We start from the raw sequence: 17630 nt of genomic DNA on the forward strand, positions 1-17630 counted from the left end.
CGACGAATTTGTCACTTGCTTGCCGCCTTGCGACAATCGAAAAGCCATAGAGGATTATGTACGCAGTAACAGATTTTTTATCATTGCTTTGTGCAAACGTGGCAATGATCCGCCAGAATTTGTAGAATATAGCGCCCCTGGACGAGCTGTCGCTCTCCGGGGCGTTTCTTTTTCAACCCACCTGGGGCCATAACGTGTAATAACGAGGCCGGAAAACATTATGTCTGAACAAATTGTCACGCCTGATACCGCCGCTCTGACGGTGCCGAACAAAGATGCCAAAATCAACCTGCTGGATTTAAACCGTCAGCAGATGCGCGAGTTTTTCAAAAACATGGGCGAGAAGCCTTTCCGCGCCGATCAGGTGATGAAATGGATGTATCACTACTGCTGCGACGACTTTGATGAGATGACTGACATCAACAAAGTCCTGCGCAGTAAACTGAAAGAAGTGGCGGAGATCCGCGCCCCGGAAGTGGTTGAAGAGCAACGCTCAACCGACGGGACCATTAAATGGGCGATTGCCGTTGGCGATCAGCGCGTCGAGACCGTCTATATCCCGGAAGAAGACCGCGCCACCCTGTGCGTCTCCTCCCAGGTAGGCTGCGCGCTGGAGTGTAAATTCTGCTCCACCGCCCAGCAGGGCTTTAACCGCAACCTGCGGGTTTCCGAAATTATCGGCCAGGTCTGGCGCGCGGCGAAAATCGTCGGCGCGGTGAAGACCACCGGCGTACGTCCGATCACCAACGTGGTGATGATGGGCATGGGCGAGCCGCTGCTGAACCTCAACAATGTCGTTCCGGCAATGGAAATCATGCTCGACGATTTCGGCTTTGGCCTCTCCAAACGTCGCGTCACCCTGTCGACTTCCGGCGTGGTGCCGGCGCTGGATAAACTCGGCGATATGATCGACGTCGCGCTGGCCATCTCCCTGCACGCGCCGAACGACACCATTCGTGACGAAATCGTCCCGATCAACAAAAAGTACAACATCGAGACCTTCCTCAACTCGGTGCGCGGCTATATTTCGAAGTCCAACGCCAACCAGGGCCGGGTGACCATCGAGTACGTGATGCTGGATCATGTCAACGACGGCACCGAGCACGCCCACGAACTGGCGGCGCTGCTGAAAGATACGCCGTGCAAGATCAACCTGATCCCATGGAACCCGTTCCCGGGCGCGCCGTATGGCCGCAGCTCCAACAGCCGCATCGACCGTTTCTCCAAAGTTCTGATGGAGTACGGCTTTACGACCATCGTGCGTAAAACGCGCGGCGACGATATCGATGCCGCCTGCGGTCAGCTGGCGGGCGACGTCATCGACCGTACCAAGCGCACGCTGCGTAAGCGGATGCAGGGCGAAGCGATTGACGTAAAAGCGGTCTGACAAATGATGGCCCGTGCAGCGCAGGCGGCACGGGTCATATTTATGACCAATAGCCAGGCGAAATACGCTGATTCGGTTAATAATTACGGTGCGTTTTTGTCGACTTTGAGGCAGTATGTAGCGGCACAACAACCGCTTAGCATTCAATTTTGATTCGTCTCTGTGATCGCGCGGCTGACAGTCCTATACTGTGAGGCTGACGTACCACAGATGTCTCGCGGCGCCGGCTTTTTCCCGCGCTGAACTTTAAATTTCACGTACCAGTAGTTGTAGCGAATGAATACTGAAGCCACTCAAGATCATCAAGAAGCAAACACCACGGGCGCGCGTCTGCGTCACGCCCGCGAACAACTCGGACTTAGCCAGCAAGCGGTGGCAGAACGCTTATGCCTGAAGGTGTCCACGGTTCGTGATATTGAAGACGATAAGGCGCCTGCCGACCTCGCTTCCACCTTCCTGCGCGGGTACATCCGCTCCTATGCTCGCCTCGTACATATCCCGGAAGACGAGCTGCTGCCGATGATGGCCAAGCAAGCGCCCATCCGCGCGGCGAAAGTCGCGCCAATGCAGAGCTTCTCTTTAGGTAAACGTCGCAAAAAACGCGACGGCTGGCTGATGAGCTTCACCTGGCTGGTGCTGTTTGTGGTTATCGGCCTGAGCGGCGCCTGGTGGTGGCAAGACCATAAGGCGCAGCAGGAAGAGATCTCCACCATGGCCGATCAGTCTTCCGCTGAGCTGAACAGCGGCGACACCAGCAGCCAGAGCGTGCCGCTGGATACCAGCGCCCCGGCAGCCCCGACCGCCGATAGCGCTGCGAACAGCGCGCCAACCGATACCGCCAGCGCCCCGACCACCAGCGCCCCGACCACCAGCGCCCCGGCCCAGACGCCGGCGGACAATAACGCCGTTGTCGCGCCTTCCCAGGCCAATGTCGATACCGCAGGCGCGGCGCCGGCTACCCCGGCCTCGCCATTGCCGACCGATCAGGCGAACGTGACGAACCCGGCGGCGGCGGCGCAGGATCTGGTGATGAACTTTTCCGCCGATTGCTGGCTGGAAGTGAGCGATGCCACCGGCAAAAAACTGTTCAGCGGCCTGCAGCGTAAAGGCGGCAACCTGAACCTGAGCGGTCAGGCGCCGTATAAGCTGAAAATTGGCGCCCCGGCTGCGGTAGAGATCCAGTATCTGGGCAAGCCTGTCGATTTAAGTCGTTTTATCAGAACTAACCAGGTTGCGCGTCTGACCCTTAATGCCGAATCATCACCGGCGCAGTAACAGACGGGTAACGCGGGAGATTTTTCATGCATAACCAGGCTCCGATTCAACGTAGAAAATCTAAACGTATTTACGTTGGTAATGTGCCAATTGGCGATGGGGCTCCCATCGCCGTTCAGTCAATGACTAATACGCGCACCACTGATGTGGCGGCAACCGTAAATCAAATCAAAGCGTTAGAGCGCGTGGGCGCGGATATTGTCCGCGTCTCTGTTCCGACGATGGACGCCGCCGAGGCGTTCAAACTGATCAAACAGCAGGTCAACGTCCCGCTGGTCGCCGATATCCACTTTGACTACCGTATAGCGCTGAAAGTCGCGGAATACGGCGTCGACTGCCTGCGTATCAACCCGGGCAACATCGGCAACGAAGAGCGCATCCGCATGGTCGTAGATTGCGCGCGCGATAAAAATATCCCGATCCGCATCGGCGTTAACGCCGGCTCGCTGGAAAAAGATCTGCAGGAAAAATATGGCGAGCCGACGCCGCAGGCGCTGCTCGAATCCGCCATGCGCCACGTCGATCATCTCGATCGCCTCAATTTCGATCAGTTTAAAGTCAGCGTTAAAGCCTCCGACGTCTTCCTGGCGGTAGAGTCTTATCGCCTGCTGGCGAAACAGATCGATCAACCGCTGCACCTCGGGATCACCGAAGCGGGCGGCGCGCGCAGCGGCGCGGTGAAATCGGCGATCGGTCTTGGGCTGCTGTTGTCCGAAGGGATCGGCGATACGCTGCGCGTCTCGCTGGCGGCGGATCCGGTGGAGGAGATCAAGGTCGGCTTCGATATCCTCAAATCGCTGCGTATTCGTTCCCGCGGTATTAATTTCATCGCCTGCCCGACCTGTTCGCGTCAGGAGTTTGACGTTATCGGGACGGTGAACGCCCTGGAGCAACGTCTGGAAGATATCATCACTCCGATGGATGTTTCGATCATCGGCTGCGTGGTGAACGGCCCGGGCGAAGCGCTGGTTTCCACCCTCGGCGTGACCGGCGGCAACAAGAAAAGCGGCCTGTATGAAGACGGCGTGCGTAAAGATCGCCTGGACAACAACGACATGATCGACCAGCTGGAAGCGCGGATCCGCGCCAAAGCCTCGATGCTCGATGAAGCCCGTCGGATTGACGTTCAACAGCTTGAAGCAAAATAACGTGTTGGGAAGCGATACGCTTCCCGTGTATGATTGAACCTGCGGGCGCGAGGCGCCGGGGTTCATTTTTGTATATATAAAGAGAATAAACGTGGCAAAGAACATTCAAGCCATCCGTGGCATGAACGATTATCTGCCGGGCGAAACCGCTCTCTGGCAGCGCATTGAAGGCTCACTGAAGCAGGTGCTCGGTAGCTACGGTTACAGCGAAATCCGTTTGCCGATTGTAGAGCAGACCCCGTTATTCAAACGCGCGATCGGCGAAGTGACCGACGTGGTTGAAAAAGAGATGTACACCTTTGAGGACCGCAACGGCGACAGCCTGACGCTGCGTCCGGAAGGGACGGCGGGCTGCGTACGAGCCGGCATCGAACATGGTCTGCTGTACAATCAAGAACAGCGCCTGTGGTACGTCGGGCCGATGTTCCGCCACGAGCGTCCGCAGAAAGGCCGTTACCGCCAGTTCCATCAGATCGGCGCCGAAGTTTTCGGCCTGCAGGGGCCGGACATCGATGCGGAGCTGATCATGCTGACCGCGCGCTGGTGGCGTGAGCTGGGCATCTCCGATCATGTCAGCCTTGAGCTGAACTCCATCGGTTCTCTTGAAGCCCGCGCCAACTACCGCGACGCACTGGTGGCTTATCTCGAGCAGTTTACCGATAAGCTTGATGAAGACAGCAAACGCCGGATGTATACCAATCCGCTGCGGGTGCTGGACTCCAAAAACCCGGACGTGCAGGCGCTGCTGAACGACGCGCCGGCGCTCGGCGATTATCTCGACGAAGAGTCGAAAGCCCACTTTGCCGGCCTGTGCGCGTTGCTTGACGATGCCGGGATCCGCTATACCGTCAACCAGCGCCTGGTGCGCGGCCTCGACTACTATAACCGCACCGTGTTTGAGTGGGTGACCACCAGTCTCGGTTCTCAGGGCACCGTCTGCGCCGGCGGCCGTTACGACGGCCTGGTTGAGCAGCTTGGCGGTCGTGCCACCCCGGGCGTGGGCTTCGCCATGGGTCTGGAACGTCTTGTTTTACTGGTCCAGGCAGTGAATCCGGAATTTAAAGCCGATCCTGTTGTCGATATATACCTGGTAGCCTCCGGGACCGATACTCAGTCCGCCGCCATGCGTCTGGCTGAGCAGGTTCGCGATGCGCTGCCCGGCGTGAAACTGATGACCAACCACGGCGGCGGCAACTTTAAGAAGCAGTTCGCCCGTGCCGATAAATGGGGCGCACGTATCGCCCTGGTGGTGGGTGAGTCAGAGATCGCTGACGGAAACGTGGTAGTGAAGGATTTACGCTCAGGTGAGCAAACTACCGTAACGCAGGAGAGCGTTGCCGCGCATTTGCGCACACTTCTGGGTTAATCTCCCGGGAATTATTAGTCAGGAGAAGGACTGCGTGGAAACTTTTAACAACGAGAACGATCAGGTCGATGCGCTGAAGCGCTTCTTTGCCGAAAACGGCAAAGCGCTGGCGGTCGGGGTGATTTTAGGGATTGGCGCGCTGGTTGGCTGGCGTTACTGGACCTCCCATCAGCAGGATACCGCCAGAGACGCGTCGCTGGCTTACGAAAAGGCGACTTCCGCGCTGAAATCAAATACGCCAGACGTGCTGTCAGGGGCGGAGAAGTTCGCGGCTGACAATAAAAATACCTACGGCGCCTTCGCCTCTCTCGAGCTGGCACAGCATTTTGTTGAACAGAACGATCTGCCGAACGCCGAAAAGCAGCTTCAGCAGGGGCTGGCGGCCGCGTCTGATGATAACCTGAAATCGGTTATCAGTATGCGTCTTGCCCGCGTTCAGCTGCAGATGAAGCAGGCTGATGCGGCGCTGAAAACCCTCGACAGCATTAAAGGCGAAGGTTGGACCGCGATTGTGGCTGATTTGCGCGGCGAAATTCTGTTGAGCAAAGGCGATAAGCAAGGGGCCCGTGCGGCGTGGGAAGCTGGCGTGAAAAGCGATGCTTCTCCTGCGCTCAGCGAAATGATGCGTATGAAAATGAATAATTTGTCCATCTGAGAGGGACTCGATGCAATTGCGTAAATTACTTTTGCCAGGGCTGCTTTCCGTTACCTTGCTGAGCGGGTGTTCGCTGTTTAATAGCGAAGAAGATGTGGTGAAAATGTCACCGCTGCCGACGGTAGAAAACCAGTTTACGCCGTCCACGTCCTGGAGCACCTCGGTTGGCGATGGTATCGGCGAATTTTACTCTAACCTTCATCCGGCCTTCGCCGACGGCGTGGTTTATGCCGCTGACCGTAAAGGCACCGTCAAAGCGCTGAGCGCTGACGACGGCAAAGAGGTGTGGTCGGTGAATCTGGCGGAGAAAGATGGCTGGTTCTCGCGTACCCCGGCGCTGCTTTCCGGCGGTGTGACCGTCTCGGGCGGCCATGTTTATATCGGCAGTGAGAAAGCGCAGCTGTATGCGCTGAATACCAGCGATGGTACCGTTGCCTGGCAAACCCGCGTCGCCGGCGAAGCGCTGTCGCGCCCGGTGGTGAGCGATGGCATGGTGCTGGTCCACACCAGTAACGGCCAGCTGCAGGCGCTGAATGAGACCGATGGCGCCGTGAAGTGGACGGTTAACCTGGATATGCCTGCGCTCTCCCTGCGCGGCGAATCCGCTCCGGCCACCGCCTACGGCGCGGCGATCGTGGGCGGCGACAATGGCCGCGTCAGCGCGGTATTGATGCAGCAGGGGCAGATGATTTGGCAGCAGCGTATTTCCACGGCCACCGGGCCGACGGAAATCGACCGTCTGAGCGACGTCGACACCACGCCGATTATCGTCAACGGCGTTGTCTATGCGCTGGCTTACAACGGTAACCTGACCGCGCTGGATCTGCGCAGCGGCCAGATTATGTGGAAGCGCGAGCTGGGTTCGGTGAATGATTTCATCGTCGATGGCAACCGTATCTATCTGGTTGACCAGAATGACCGCCTGCTGGCGCTGACTACCGATGGCGGCGTGACCCTGTGGACACAAAGCGATCTGCTGCACCGTTTGCTGACCGCGCCGGTGTTGTATAATGGCAATCTGGTGGTCGGCGATAGCGAAGGCTATATGCACTGGGTGAACCCGGAAGATGGCCATTTTGTGGCGCAGCAGAAAGTGGACAGCTCCGGTTTCCTGACCGACCCGGTTGTGGCCGATGGTCGACTGCTGATCCAGGCGAAAGACGGTACGCTGTACGCGATTACGCGTTAATTACCGCTGTCGTGAGTGATTAAGAAACGGCCCCTGGCAGACAGGGGCCGTTTTGACTTTTTTAAAAACGTCGTTATGACGATGTTGCTTAGTGATTGTATGAGGCATTTAACATGATACCTGTGGTCGCGCTTGTCGGGCGCCCTAACGTTGGAAAATCCACGCTCTTTAACCGCCTGACGCGCACTCGTGATGCGCTGGTTGCGGATTTCCCGGGGCTGACTCGTGACCGTAAGTACGGTCGGGCCGAAGTCGAAGGCCGCGAATTCATCTGTATCGATACCGGTGGTATTGATGGTACGGAAGAGGGCGTGGAAACCCGGATGGCGGAGCAGTCGCTGCTGGCAATCGAAGAGGCCGATGTGGTGCTGTTTATGGTCGATGCGCGCGCGGGCCTGATGCCGGCGGACATCGCGATCGCTAAACATCTGCGCTCTCGTGAAAAGCCCACCTTCCTGGTGGCTAACAAAACCGACGGCATCGACGTCGACCAGGCGATGGCGGACTTCTGGTCGCTCGGCCTGGGCGATATCTATCCTATTGCCGCTTCGCACGGCCGCGGCGTGACCAGCCTGCTTGAGCAGGCCCTGCTGCCATGGGTCGATGAGGTTAATCCTCAGGAAGAAGTGGATGAAGACGCCGAATACTGGGCAAAATTCGAAGCTGAGCAGAACGGTGAAGCGGAAGAAGAGCCGGAAGACGATTTCAATCCGCAGGATCTGCCGATCAAGCTGGCGATTGTCGGACGTCCTAACGTCGGTAAATCGACGCTCACCAACCGCATCCTCGGCGAAGATCGCGTGGTGGTCTACGATATGCCGGGCACCACCCGCGACAGCATTTACATCCCGATGCAGCGTGACGAGCGCGAATACGTGCTCATCGATACCGCCGGGGTGCGCAAGCGCGGTAAAATTACTGACGTGGTGGAGAAATTCTCGGTCATCAAGACGCTGCAGGCGATTGAAGACGCCAACGTCGTGCTGCTGGTGATTGATGCCCGCGAAGGCATCTCCGATCAGGATCTGTCGCTGCTGGGCTTTATCCTCAACAGCGGCCGCTCCCTGGTGATCGTCGTCAACAAATGGGACGGCCTGAGCCAGGAAGTGAAGGAGCAGGTGAAAGAGACCCTCGACTATCGTCTGGGCTTTATCGACTTTGCCCGGGTGCACTTCATCTCCGCCCTGCACGGCAGCGGTGTCGGCAACCTGTTTGAATCGGTACGTGAAGCCTACGATAGCGCAACCCGCCGCGTAAGCACCGCGATGCTCACCCGAATCATGAACATGGCGGCGGAAGATCATCAGCCACCGCTGGTTCGCGGCCGTCGCGTGAAGCTGAAATATGCCCACGCCGGGGGCTACAACCCGCCTATCGTGGTGATCCACGGTAACCAGGTGAAGGATCTGCCGGATTCCTACAAGCGCTATCTGATGAACTATTTCCGTAAATCCCTGGACGTGATGGGTACACCAATCCGTATCCAGTTCAAGGAAGGGGAAAACCCGTTCGCCAACAAGCGCAACACCCTGACGCCGAACCAGATGCGGAAACGTAAGCGCCTGATCAAGCACATCAAGAAAAGCAAATAATCATTAAACCCGCTTCGGCGGGTTTTTTTGTGGCCGCCATGCCGGTAAATGTCAAAACCATCCGCCATAATCCCGCGATACTTCGCCGGGAATAGATCGGCTCAGGGGTGGACTAAACATGCAAATTGGATTTATCGGCCTCGGCGCGGTGGTGGAAACCGCCTATTTACCCGCGCTGCGTCGCCTCGGATACCGTATTGACAGCTGCCAGGGCTATGACCTGGACAGCAGCAGAGCGCTGCCGGGGATCCAGCGCTGCAGTTCGCTGTCGGCGTTGCTGGCCAAACCCCTGGATACGCTCTTCATCACCACGTCGTCCCTCCAGCACCTGCCCGTGCTGGAGAGGGCGTTAGCCAGCGCCATTCCCCGCATCGTGGTGGAGAAACCGATAGTGGCCAACCTTGAGCAGGCCGCGCGGCTGCGGGCGCTGCTGGCGCCGGCGGGGGAGGCCGGTCGGGTGCTGGCCCTCGACCACTGGATGGCGCGTGGGTTAGCCCTGAACGCTCTTGCTCCGCCGTGGCAGGCGGAAGAGGAGGGCAGCGGCCTGCCGCCGCCGCACCTTTCAGCGCAGGATATCGCCTGGATAGCAGGCTATTTGCAGGAGCCAAGCGGCTTTAACGCTGCCGGAGAACCGGTCGCGCTTAACTTCGCCACCGGCGAGCTGGATACCCGGCGGCTGCGTCATCCTGACGGCGTGATCCTCGATATCGGTACCCATGTCCTGGCGATGCTGCGGGAAACGCTGCTCGGCTGCGGAGGCGATGTGACGCTGGACCTCGCCGTTCGGGCGGCGAAAGACCGTCTCGGCCGAGATATTGCTCATGGGGATACGATCACTGCCGAGGGAGAGGCGCATCTGCAGGGACGCCTGGGCGATATCCCGCTGAATATCTGGCTTAACAAATATGCCGGTCCCGCGGGCGGGCAAAAGGGAATGCGGATAGGGCTGCGGGACGGGCGACTGCTTGCCCTCGATCGCGCCCCTGATGGCGAGGTGGCGACGCTACAGGACGGCGAGCGGATCCAGCGCTGGACCCGACCCGGAGCGATCTATGCGCACTGTCTCGATGAGCAGATCCTTGGCGCGGAGAATGTGTTTACCCGGGCGCCCGAAAGCGTGGCCGGGCTGACGAGGCGTCGGCTTGAGGAAGTGGAATGGCTGCTCAGGTTGCAGCAGCAATTACGCGGCCCTCATTAAACCCGGAACATGATAAAATAGGTGCAGATAAACGTTGAAAGGAATGGTTATGGAACTTGATTGCCCTCTGTGCCACGCGCCGTTAGATGTCAAAGGCAGCAGCGCGCATTGCGCTCAGTGCGAAAGGGTATTTGCCCTTGAGGCGCGCTGCCCGGAATGCCACCAGCCGCTGGAGGTGCTGAAGGCGTGCGGCGCGGTGGATTACTTTTGCCAGCACGGGCACGGCCTGATCTCGAAAAAACGGGTGGAGTTTATTCCGCTGGTTTAGGCGGCGATGGCTTTCTGGCCCGCGTTTTTTTCACCGGCGCAATCTGCCTCACTTCGCTTTCGACCCAGCCGTCTTTCAGGCGGGTGGTGAGCAGATCGCCGGTTTTGACCTGTTTTGTCTGCTTCAACACCGTGCCGTCGCTCACCGAAGTGACGCTATAGCCGCGCGCCAGGGTGGCTAAGGGACTCACCGCCTCCAGATGGGTCACCGCGTGACCAAACCGTTCACGCCGCTCGCTGAGGCGGCTACGCATCGTTTCCGCCAGCCGGTATTCCAGCTGCTGGACGCGCGATTGCGCCCGGTGGATACGCGGCTGCGGGTTATAGTGATTCAGGCGCTGAACAGTGCGCTTTTGCCGCTGCTCGGCGCGTTTAAGCTGCGATTCCACGGCGATGCGCATCCGCTGGCGCAGGCGTTCCAGTGCGGTCTGCTGGCGGGCCAGCCGCAGCTGCGGGTGCTGCTGCTGCAGACGATGGAACAACTGGGTAAAACGGCGCTGGCGACTGGCGAGGAAATAGTCCATCGCCATCTCCAGCCGCTGCTGCCCGGCCTGCAGCTGGCGCAGCAGCTCCTGCTGATTACGGCTGACGATCTCCGCGGCGGCAGAAGGGGTCGGCGCTCGCAGGTCGGCAACAAAATCAGCGATAGTGACGTCGGTTTCATGACCGACGGCGCTGACGATAGGGATCTGGCTGGCGAAGATAGCGCGCGCCACCCGCTCATCGTTAAAACTCCACAGATCCTCCAGCGAACCGCCGCCGCGTCCGACAATCAGCACGTCACACTCCTGACGCGCGTTCGCCAGCGCGATGGCGCGCACAATCTGCCCGGGGGCATCGTCACCCTGGACCGCGGTCGGGTAGACGATCACCGGCAGCCCGGGGTCGCGGCGTCTGAGGACATGAAGAATATCGTGCAGCGCGGCGCCGGTTTTCGAGGTGATGACCCCGACGCAGCGGGCGGGGGAGGGGAGCGCCTGCTTATGTTTTTGATCGAACAGCCCTTCCGCGGTTAACTGCGCTTTCAGCTGCTCATACTTCTGCTGCAGCAACCCTTCGCCGGCGGGCTGCATGCTTTCGACGATAATCTGGTAGTCGCCGCGCGGCTCATACAGGGTGATGTTGGCGCGAACCAGCACCTGCTGCCCATGCTGTGGGCGAAACGTGACCCGGCGGTTGCTGTTGCGGAACATCGCGCAGCGCACCTGGGCGTTATCGTCTTTTAAGGTGAAGTACCAGTGGCCGGAAGAAGGCTGGCTGAAGTTAGAGATCTCGCCGCTGATCCAGACCTGGCCCATTTCGCGCTCAAGCAGCAGACGCACCGTCTGATTGAGGCGGCTAACGGTAAAAATTGCGGGGGATTGAGAGGGTAACATGTGAGCAAGATCAAACTTTAAATCAGCAGGTTATTCAGTCGATAGTAACGCGCTCAGAGGGGATGGCAAGTATTATTTGCAAAAAAGGGTAGATGCAATCGGTTACGCTCTGTATAATGCCACGGCAATATTTATCCACCCTGGTCGAGATATTGCCCATGCTACGTATCGCTAAAGAAGCCCTGACGTTTGACGACGTCCTCCTCGTTCCCGCTCATTCTACCGTTCTGCCGAATACAGCCGATCTCAGCACTCAGCTGACGAAAACCATTCGTCTGAATATTCCTATGCTCTCCGCAGCCATGGATACCGTAACGGAAGCGCGTCTGGCTATTGCCCTGGCACAGGAAGGCGGCATCGGCTTTATTCACAAAAACATGTCCATCGAGCGCCAGGCGGAAGAAGTTCGCCGCGTGAAGAAACATGAGTCCGGCGTGGTCACCGACCCGCAGACCGTTCTGCCGACCACCACCCTGCGTGAAGTGAAAGAGCTGACCGAGCGTAACGGCTTCGCCGGCTACCCGGTGGTTACCGAAGAGAACGAGCTGGTCGGCATCATCACTGGCCGCGACGTGCGTTTCGTCACCGATCTGAACCAGCCGGTCAGCGTCTACATGACCCCGAAAGAGCGTCTGGTTACCGTTCGTGAAGGCGAAAGCCGTGAAGTGGTCTTTGCGAAGATGCACGAAAAACGCGTTGAGAAGGCGCTGGTTGTGGATGAGAGCTTCCACCTGCGCGGGATGATCACCGTAAAAGACTTCCAGAAAGCGGAACGTAAACCGAATGCCTGTAAAGATGAGCAGGGCCGTCTGCGCGTAGGCGCTGCGGTCGGCGCCGGCGCGGGCAACGAAGAGCGTGTTGACGCGCTGGTAGCTGCGGGCGTTGACGTCCTGCTGATCGACTCCTCTCACGGCCACTCCGAAGGCGTTCTGCAACGTATTCGTGAAACGCGCGCGAAATACCCGGACCTGCAAATCATCGGCGGCAACGTCGCCACTGGCGCAGGCGCGCGCGCGCTGGCGGAAGCCGGCTGCAGCGCGGTGAAAGTGGGCATCGGCCCGGGCTCCATCTGTACTACCCGTATCGTGACCGGCGTAGGCGTGCCGCAGATCACCGCGGTTTCCGACGCGGTGGAAGCGCTGGAAGGCACCGGTATTCCGGTTATCGCCGACGGCGGTATCCGTTTCTCCGGCGACATCGCTAAAGCGATCGCGGCCGGTGCGGCGGCAGTGATGGTCGGCTCCATGCTGGCCGGTACCGAAGAATCCCCGGGCGAAATCGAACTTTACCAGGGGCGCTCTTACAAATCCTATCGCGGGATGGGCTCCCTCGGCGCGATGTCGAAAGGCTCCTCTGACCGCTACTTCCAGAGCGATAACGCCGCTGACAAACTGGTGCCGGAAGGTATCGAAGGCCGCGTGGCCTATAAAGGCCGCCTGAAAGAGATCATTCACCAGCAGATGGGCGGCCTGCGCTCCTGTATGGGTCTGACCGGCTGTGGTACCATTGACCTGCTGCGTACCAAAGCTGAATTCGTACGCATCAGCGGTGCGGGCATTCAGGAAAGCCACGTTCACGACGTGACCATCACCAAAGAGTCCCCGAACTACCGTCTGGGCTCCTGATTTCTTCGCCCGACCTTGCGTCGGGCGATTTATTTACTCTGTTTCACTTGCCTCGGAATTAGCGTCAATGACGGAAAACATTCATAAACATCGCATTCTCATTCTCGACTTCGGGTCACAGTATACTCAGCTGGTGGCGCGTCGCGTGCGTGAGCTGGGCGTCTACTGTGAGCTGTGGGCATGGGATGTCACGGAAGCACAGATCCGCGAATTTAATCCAAGCGGCATCATTCTTTCCGGCGGCCCGGAAAGCACCACCGAAGAGAACAGCCCGCGCGCGCCGCAGTATGTGTTCGAAGCCGGCGTGCCGGTATTTGGCGTCTGCTACGGTATGCAGACCATGGCGATGCAGTTGGGCGGCCATGTAGAAGGCTCTAACGAGCGTGAGTTTGGCTACGCGCAGGTTGAAGTGGTTAACGACAGCGCGCTGGTGCGCGGTATCGAAGACTCTCTGACCGCGGACGGCAAACCGTTGCTGGACGTGTGGATGAGCCACGGCGACAAAGTCACCGCCATCCCTTCTGACTTCGTCACCGTCGCCAGCACCGACAACTGCCCGTTCGCCATTATGGCCAACGAAGAAAAACGCTTCTATGGCGTGCAGTTCCACCCGGAAGTGACCCATACCCGTCAGGGGATGCGTATGCTGGAGCGCTTCGTGCGCGACATCTGCCAGTGCGAAGCCCTGTGGACCCCGGCGAAAATAATCGACGACGCCGTTGAGCGTATCCGCCAGCAGGTTGGCGATGACAAAGTGATCCTCGGCCTCTCCGGCGGCGTGGACTCTTCGGTGACCGCGATGCTGCTGCACCGCGCCATCGGCAAAAACCTGACCTGCGTATTCGTGGATAACGGTCTCCTGCGTTTGAACGAAGCCCAGCAGGTGATGGACATGTTCGGCGACCACTTTGGCCTGAACATTGTTCACGTCGAAGGCGAGCAGCGCTTCCTCGACGCGCTGAAAGGCGAGAACGATCCGGAAGCGAAACGTAAGATTATCGGCCGCGTCTTCGTGGAAGTGTTCGACGAAGAAGCGCTGAAGCTGGACGACGTCAAATGGCTGGCGCAGGGCACCATCTACCCTGACGTTATCGAATCTGCCGCTTCCGCTACCGGTAAAGCGCACGTCATCAAATCTCACCACAACGTGGGCGGCCTGCCGAAAGAGATGAAGATGGGGCTGGTTGAGCCGCTGCGCGAGCTGTTCAAAGACGAAGTGCGTAAGATCGGTCTGGAGCTGGGTCTGCCGTACGATATGCTCTACCGTCATCCGTTCCCGGGTCCGGGCCTCGGCGTGCGCGTGCTGGGCGAAGTGAAGAAAGAGTACTGCGACCTGCTGCGTCGCGCCGACGCTATCTTCATCGAAGAGCTGCACAAAGCTGACCTGTACAACAAAGTGAGCCAGGCGTTCACCGTGTTCCTGCCGGTTCGCTCCGTCGGCGTGATGGGCGATGGCCGTAAATACGACTGGGTGGTTTCCCTGCGTGCGGTGGAAACCATCGACTTCATGACCGCGCACTGGGCGCACCTGCCGTATGATTTCCTCGGCCGCGTCTCTAACCGCATTATCAATGAAGTGAACGGTATCTCCCGCGTGGTGTATGACATCAGCGGTAAGCCGCCAGCAACGATCGAGTGGGAATAATCCCCGGCGTGAGTTGAATAAATCAAAACCCTCTTTTGTTACAGAGGGTTTTTTAATTTATGCCTATCCTCAATCCCGTCATCCCTGAATGCTATCCGCCATTGCGGGCTTTCCGACGGATCTACCTGTCCCCGGTGAATGTAGCCGTTTACGGTTCCGGCAGATGTTCAGCCGGCCCGCGTTTTGCCTCCGGGCGGAGGGCTGGACGCTTGCCCGGCTCTGTTTTACCCGCCGAGCGCACCATCGCCAGCGCCAGTCCGGCAACGATCAGCGTTAACCCGGTGGAAATCCACATTCCCCCTACGATGCCCAGCCGATGGTTAAGCCATGCATAGGCAAAGGGTGCGGCCGCCGCCATGAGTTGCCCGGGTATCAGCAGGAGACCCGTGCGGCTGGCGTAACTTTCTGCGCTAAACAGCGCCAGCGGCAGCGTCGCTTTAACAATCGTCACCAGCCCGTTTATCGCGCCATAGCCGAGCACAAACCCGGCTGCGCACCCGGCATAAGCCGTGCTGCTCACGCCAACGAGAAAACAGAGCGGCATGGCGAGCGCGGTAAAACGCGTCAGCGCGAGCGGGGTGACGCGTCGACCGGCCAGCACTTCCCCCAGCCGGGCGCCGGTCTGGCCCAATCCCCACAGCATTCCGAGGGCAACCGGCAGGCCAAAGTGGCTGATAAACTCCGGCAGATGGGTGGAGGTGCCGGTGGAGATGAAGGTGATCAGCGCAATAAAGAGCGCATAACGTATGCCGTTACGCCGATCGCCATCCGCTGTCGGAGCTTTCGCTTTCGTCGGTGAGCCGAGCCGCTGGCGGGGCAGCTGATAACTCAGCCATGCGCTCAGCAGGCCAAACAGCGCATAGATCCGCAGGGCATCCTGCCAGGACATCACCGTGAGTAAAGCCTCCCCCAGCGGCCAGAAGAGGGCAGAGGCCAGGCCGCCGGCGAGGGTGATGTGAGAGATGGTTTTCCGCGCCTGCTGGCCGTAAAGATTCACTACCGCGGCGAACAGGGCGTCATACAACGACAGCCGCATGCCGACGCCGGTCAGCAGCCAGGCGCCGTACCAGCCGACCAGCGAAGGGCGCCAGGCCATCATCGCGCAACTGGCGGCTATCAGTAAGGTTCCGCTGGTGACCACCAGCCGTCCGCCAAAGCGAGCCAGCAGCCTGGCGACCAACGGGGAGACCGCCGCCATGATCAGCATCGCAAGCGTCAGGCCAAGATAAATCTGCGGCGAGCTCCATCCCTTGTCGGCGGCGATTGCTCCGGCAAAAGTGCCGGGCATATAAAAAGAGATACCCCAGTTGATCAGTTGCTGAGCGCCCGCCGTGAAGGCGAGGCGTCGGGGAATAGCCGGTGTTTCCATGGTTTTTCATTCCGTTAAGACAGTTGTCCTGAGCATACCCGGCAGGCTATTGTTCTGGCAGAGCGGCCACCTTATGCGCGGTATAAGAGAAACTTTGCATGACAACACTGAACCTGGGAAACCTGGCGACCTTCCGGCTGGTCGTACAGCGCGGCAGCTTCTCCGCCGCCGCCGACGCGCTGGGGATCTCCCAGCCTGCCGTCAGCCTGCAGGTGCGTCAGCTGGAGCAATTTTTACAGACTCGGCTGCTGGAGCGCACCGGGCGTGGGATCAAGGCGACGGCGGCGGGTATGGCGCTGCTGGCCCACAGCGAGCAGATCGATCGGGCGGTGAATAGCGCGGTGCAGTCGGTCAGCGCATTTAGCCAGGAAGTTAATGGCTCGTTGACACTGGGGACCGGCGCGACGGCCTGCATTCATCTTCTTCCGCCGCTGCTGCAGCATCTTCGTCAGCAGCACCCGCTGCTGACGGTGGGGGTGACCACCGGCAACACGCTGGATATCGTCCGGGCGGTGGAGGAAAACCGGCTCGATCTTGGACTGGTTACCCTGCCCGTGCAGGGGCGCAGTCTGGCAGTGACCGCAGTGGTTGACGAGGAGTTCGTGGTCATTCATCCCAGCCACGAGGCGGGGATCCCGGCGGTGTGCACCCCTGAAGCGCTGCAGGCGCTGCCGCTCATTGCCTTCGAGGCGGGCAGCGGCACGCGGGATCTGATTGACCGCTGGTTCCGTTCGGCGGGCCTGGCGGTCACGCCGGTGATGCAGCTGGGGAGCATCGAGGCGATCAAACGCATGGTGCGGGCCGGGCTGGGCTACAGTATTGTGCCCCGCATGGCGGTGGAGCAGGCGGAGGATCGCTGTGGCTTAACGGTGCATTCTCTGGCCCCGTCGCTGTACCGTCAGCTGGCGGTTGTCATGCGTCAGGATAAAGTGATTACCAAAGGAATGGCGGAAATGCTGCGTCTGCTCCAGGCCGTGCGCTTATAAATCGCCAGCGGCAACACATGCCTCGTCAGGGATAGTGTCTCGAAAACGGGCGTCTCTGACAGCGGTTGGGGGCGCACCCGGCATCGGGCTCAACGGGTTACTCGCGGGCGGAAGGCTCGACGGTGAGCGTTGACTCCTGCGACGCTTTTTTATCCTGGTGATGGTACCAGGCGCCAATGGAGGAGTAGACAAAGCGTCCAAAGAAGAAGAGAAAGCTGATAAGCAGTACGATACGGGTCATGCGACGGTTAAATCGATGTCGTTTACGCATACTGGGTGCCTGACTCACAAAAGGTTCCTTGAAGTATACCCGAAGATGGGCGATGGGGGTATTAAGGCACAGGAACGAGGTGGGGTCAATTGATGCAGATGTAAAAGTGCGGCAGTGAAAACATTAATTAATGTTATATAAGATAATCGGCGTATTTACATGCTCACTTTATTAGCCAGGGAAAGGTGAAAAAATAAGTTTTATTAATGTTGGTGTCAGCATTTGTTGATTTATATCAACAGCCTCATTCTCTTGGCCACTAAAATCAGCGGACGTTACCG

At 58.9% G+C, this 17630-nt stretch carries 14 protein-coding genes and 1 pseudogene; 12 read left to right on the forward strand and 3 right to left on the reverse strand.

Features of this window, described 5'->3' with window-relative positions:
• Nucleotides 1-220 precede the first annotated feature (220 nt).
• From ABLV52_RS18245 to ABLV52_RS18285, 9 genes are all read left to right on the forward strand, one after another.
• Nucleotides 221-1387 (forward strand): bifunctional tRNA (adenosine(37)-C2)-methyltransferase TrmG/ribosomal RNA large subunit methyltransferase RlmN, encoded by a 1167-nt coding sequence (locus ABLV52_RS18245; RefSeq protein ID WP_002913894.1) that lies wholly within the window; start codon nucleotides 221-223, stop codon nucleotides 1385-1387.
• 276 nt (nucleotides 1388-1663) lie between these two features.
• Nucleotides 1664-2662, forward strand: a complete 999-nt coding sequence (rodZ, locus tag ABLV52_RS18250; RefSeq protein ID WP_232689638.1) for a cytoskeleton protein RodZ — start codon at nucleotides 1664-1666, stop codon at nucleotides 2660-2662.
• 26 nt (nucleotides 2663-2688) lie between these two features.
• On the forward strand, nucleotides 2689-3810 hold the full coding sequence (gene ispG / locus ABLV52_RS18255; protein ID WP_004201890.1) for a flavodoxin-dependent (E)-4-hydroxy-3-methylbut-2-enyl-diphosphate synthase: 1122 nt from the start codon (nucleotides 2689-2691) through the stop codon (nucleotides 3808-3810).
• A gap of 91 nt (nucleotides 3811-3901) precedes the next feature.
• A complete protein-coding gene (gene hisS / locus ABLV52_RS18260) occupies nucleotides 3902-5176 on the forward strand; it encodes a histidine--tRNA ligase (protein WP_012540880.1) in 1275 nt (424 codons plus the stop codon).
• A 34-nt stretch (nucleotides 5177-5210) separates the two neighbouring features.
• Entirely contained in the window at nucleotides 5211-5831 is a 621-nt protein-coding gene (locus ABLV52_RS18265) for a YfgM family protein (RefSeq protein WP_023290633.1), read from the forward strand.
• 10 nt (nucleotides 5832-5841) lie between these two features.
• Nucleotides 5842-7020, forward strand: coding sequence for an outer membrane protein assembly factor BamB (gene bamB, locus ABLV52_RS18270; protein ID WP_023290632.1), 1179 nt, complete (start codon nucleotides 5842-5844; stop codon nucleotides 7018-7020).
• 113 nt (nucleotides 7021-7133) lie between these two features.
• Nucleotides 7134-8612 (forward strand): ribosome biogenesis GTPase Der, encoded by a 1479-nt coding sequence (gene der, locus ABLV52_RS18275; RefSeq protein ID WP_004144309.1) that lies wholly within the window; start codon nucleotides 7134-7136, stop codon nucleotides 8610-8612.
• Nucleotides 8613-8730: 118 nt separating this feature from the next.
• Nucleotides 8731-9810, forward strand: coding sequence for a Gfo/Idh/MocA family oxidoreductase (locus tag ABLV52_RS18280; protein WP_348890726.1), 1080 nt, complete (start codon nucleotides 8731-8733; stop codon nucleotides 9808-9810).
• Between the two features lie 49 nt (nucleotides 9811-9859).
• Complete coding sequence (locus tag ABLV52_RS18285; protein ID WP_004201901.1) at nucleotides 9860-10078, forward strand: zinc ribbon domain-containing protein; 219 nt, start codon at nucleotides 9860-9862, stop codon at nucleotides 10076-10078.
• Here ABLV52_RS18285 and xseA read toward each other — a convergent pair.
• Nucleotides 10062-11453, reverse strand: coding sequence for an exodeoxyribonuclease VII large subunit (xseA, locus tag ABLV52_RS18290; protein ID WP_023290630.1), 1392 nt, complete (start codon nucleotides 11451-11453; stop codon nucleotides 10062-10064). The two genes, ABLV52_RS18285 and xseA, sit on opposite strands and share 17 nt — an antisense overlap.
• A gap of 158 nt (nucleotides 11454-11611) precedes the next feature.
• Here xseA and guaB point away from each other — a divergent pair, with 158 nt between their 5' ends.
• Nucleotides 11612-13078, forward strand: coding sequence for an IMP dehydrogenase (guaB, locus tag ABLV52_RS18295; protein WP_004151980.1), 1467 nt, complete (start codon nucleotides 11612-11614; stop codon nucleotides 13076-13078).
• A 67-nt stretch (nucleotides 13079-13145) separates the two neighbouring features.
• A complete protein-coding gene (guaA, locus tag ABLV52_RS18300) occupies nucleotides 13146-14723 on the forward strand; it encodes a glutamine-hydrolyzing GMP synthase (RefSeq protein ID WP_008803811.1) in 1578 nt (525 codons plus the stop codon).
• 148 nt (nucleotides 14724-14871) lie between these two features.
• On the opposite strand, the gene ABLV52_RS18305 is transcribed toward guaA, so the two are convergent.
• Nucleotides 14872-16092 carry an MFS transporter gene (locus tag ABLV52_RS18305; protein WP_117136871.1) on the reverse strand — a complete coding sequence of 407 codons (1221 nt, stop codon included), beginning with the start codon at nucleotides 16090-16092 and terminating at the stop codon, nucleotides 14872-14874.
• A gap of 73 nt (nucleotides 16093-16165) precedes the next feature.
• Here ABLV52_RS18305 and ABLV52_RS18310 point away from each other — a divergent pair.
• Nucleotides 16166-17078, forward strand: a pseudogene (locus tag ABLV52_RS18310) (LysR family transcriptional regulator).
• A gap of 97 nt (nucleotides 17079-17175) precedes the next feature.
• Here the strand turns inward: ABLV52_RS18310 and ABLV52_RS18315 are convergent.
• Nucleotides 17176-17349 carry a YfgG family protein gene (locus ABLV52_RS18315; protein WP_017900441.1) on the reverse strand — a complete coding sequence of 58 codons (174 nt, stop codon included), beginning with the start codon at nucleotides 17347-17349 and terminating at the stop codon, nucleotides 17176-17178.
• Nucleotides 17350-17630: the final 281 nt, after the last annotated feature.

The sequence above is a fragment of the Klebsiella sp. GB_Kp056 genome (genome assembly GCF_040064755.1).
Taxonomy (GTDB): Bacteria; Pseudomonadota; Gammaproteobacteria; order Enterobacterales; family Enterobacteriaceae; genus Klebsiella; species Klebsiella quasipneumoniae.

Bases quoted from the DNA above. Each gene is read 5' to 3' on its own strand.
- ABLV52_RS18245 (WP_002913894.1), top strand. From the start codon at position 221: ATGTCTGAACAAATTGTCACGCCTGATACCGCCGCTCTGACGGTGCCG.
- rodZ (WP_232689638.1), top strand. From the start codon at position 1,664: ATGAATACTGAAGCCACTCAAGATCATCAAGAAGCAAACACCACGGGC.
- ispG (WP_004201890.1), top strand. From the start codon at position 2,689: ATGCATAACCAGGCTCCGATTCAACGTAGAAAATCTAAACGTATTTAC.
- bamB (WP_023290632.1), top strand. From the start codon at position 5,842: ATGCAATTGCGTAAATTACTTTTGCCAGGGCTGCTTTCCGTTACCTTG.
- der (WP_004144309.1), top strand. From the start codon at position 7,134: ATGATACCTGTGGTCGCGCTTGTCGGGCGCCCTAACGTTGGAAAATCC.
- ABLV52_RS18280 (WP_348890726.1), top strand. From the start codon at position 8,731: ATGCAAATTGGATTTATCGGCCTCGGCGCGGTGGTGGAAACCGCCTAT.
- ABLV52_RS18285 (WP_004201901.1), top strand. From the start codon at position 9,860: ATGGAACTTGATTGCCCTCTGTGCCACGCGCCGTTAGATGTCAAAGGC.
- xseA (WP_023290630.1), bottom strand. From the start codon at position 11,453: ATGTTACCCTCTCAATCCCCCGCAATTTTTACCGTTAGCCGCCTCAAT.
- guaB (WP_004151980.1), top strand. From the start codon at position 11,612: ATGCTACGTATCGCTAAAGAAGCCCTGACGTTTGACGACGTCCTCCTC.
- guaA (WP_008803811.1), top strand. From the start codon at position 13,146: ATGACGGAAAACATTCATAAACATCGCATTCTCATTCTCGACTTCGGG.
- ABLV52_RS18305 (WP_117136871.1), bottom strand. From the start codon at position 16,092: ATGGAAACACCGGCTATTCCCCGACGCCTCGCCTTCACGGCGGGCGCT.
- ABLV52_RS18315 (WP_017900441.1), bottom strand. From the start codon at position 17,349: ATGCGTAAACGACATCGATTTAACCGTCGCATGACCCGTATCGTACTG.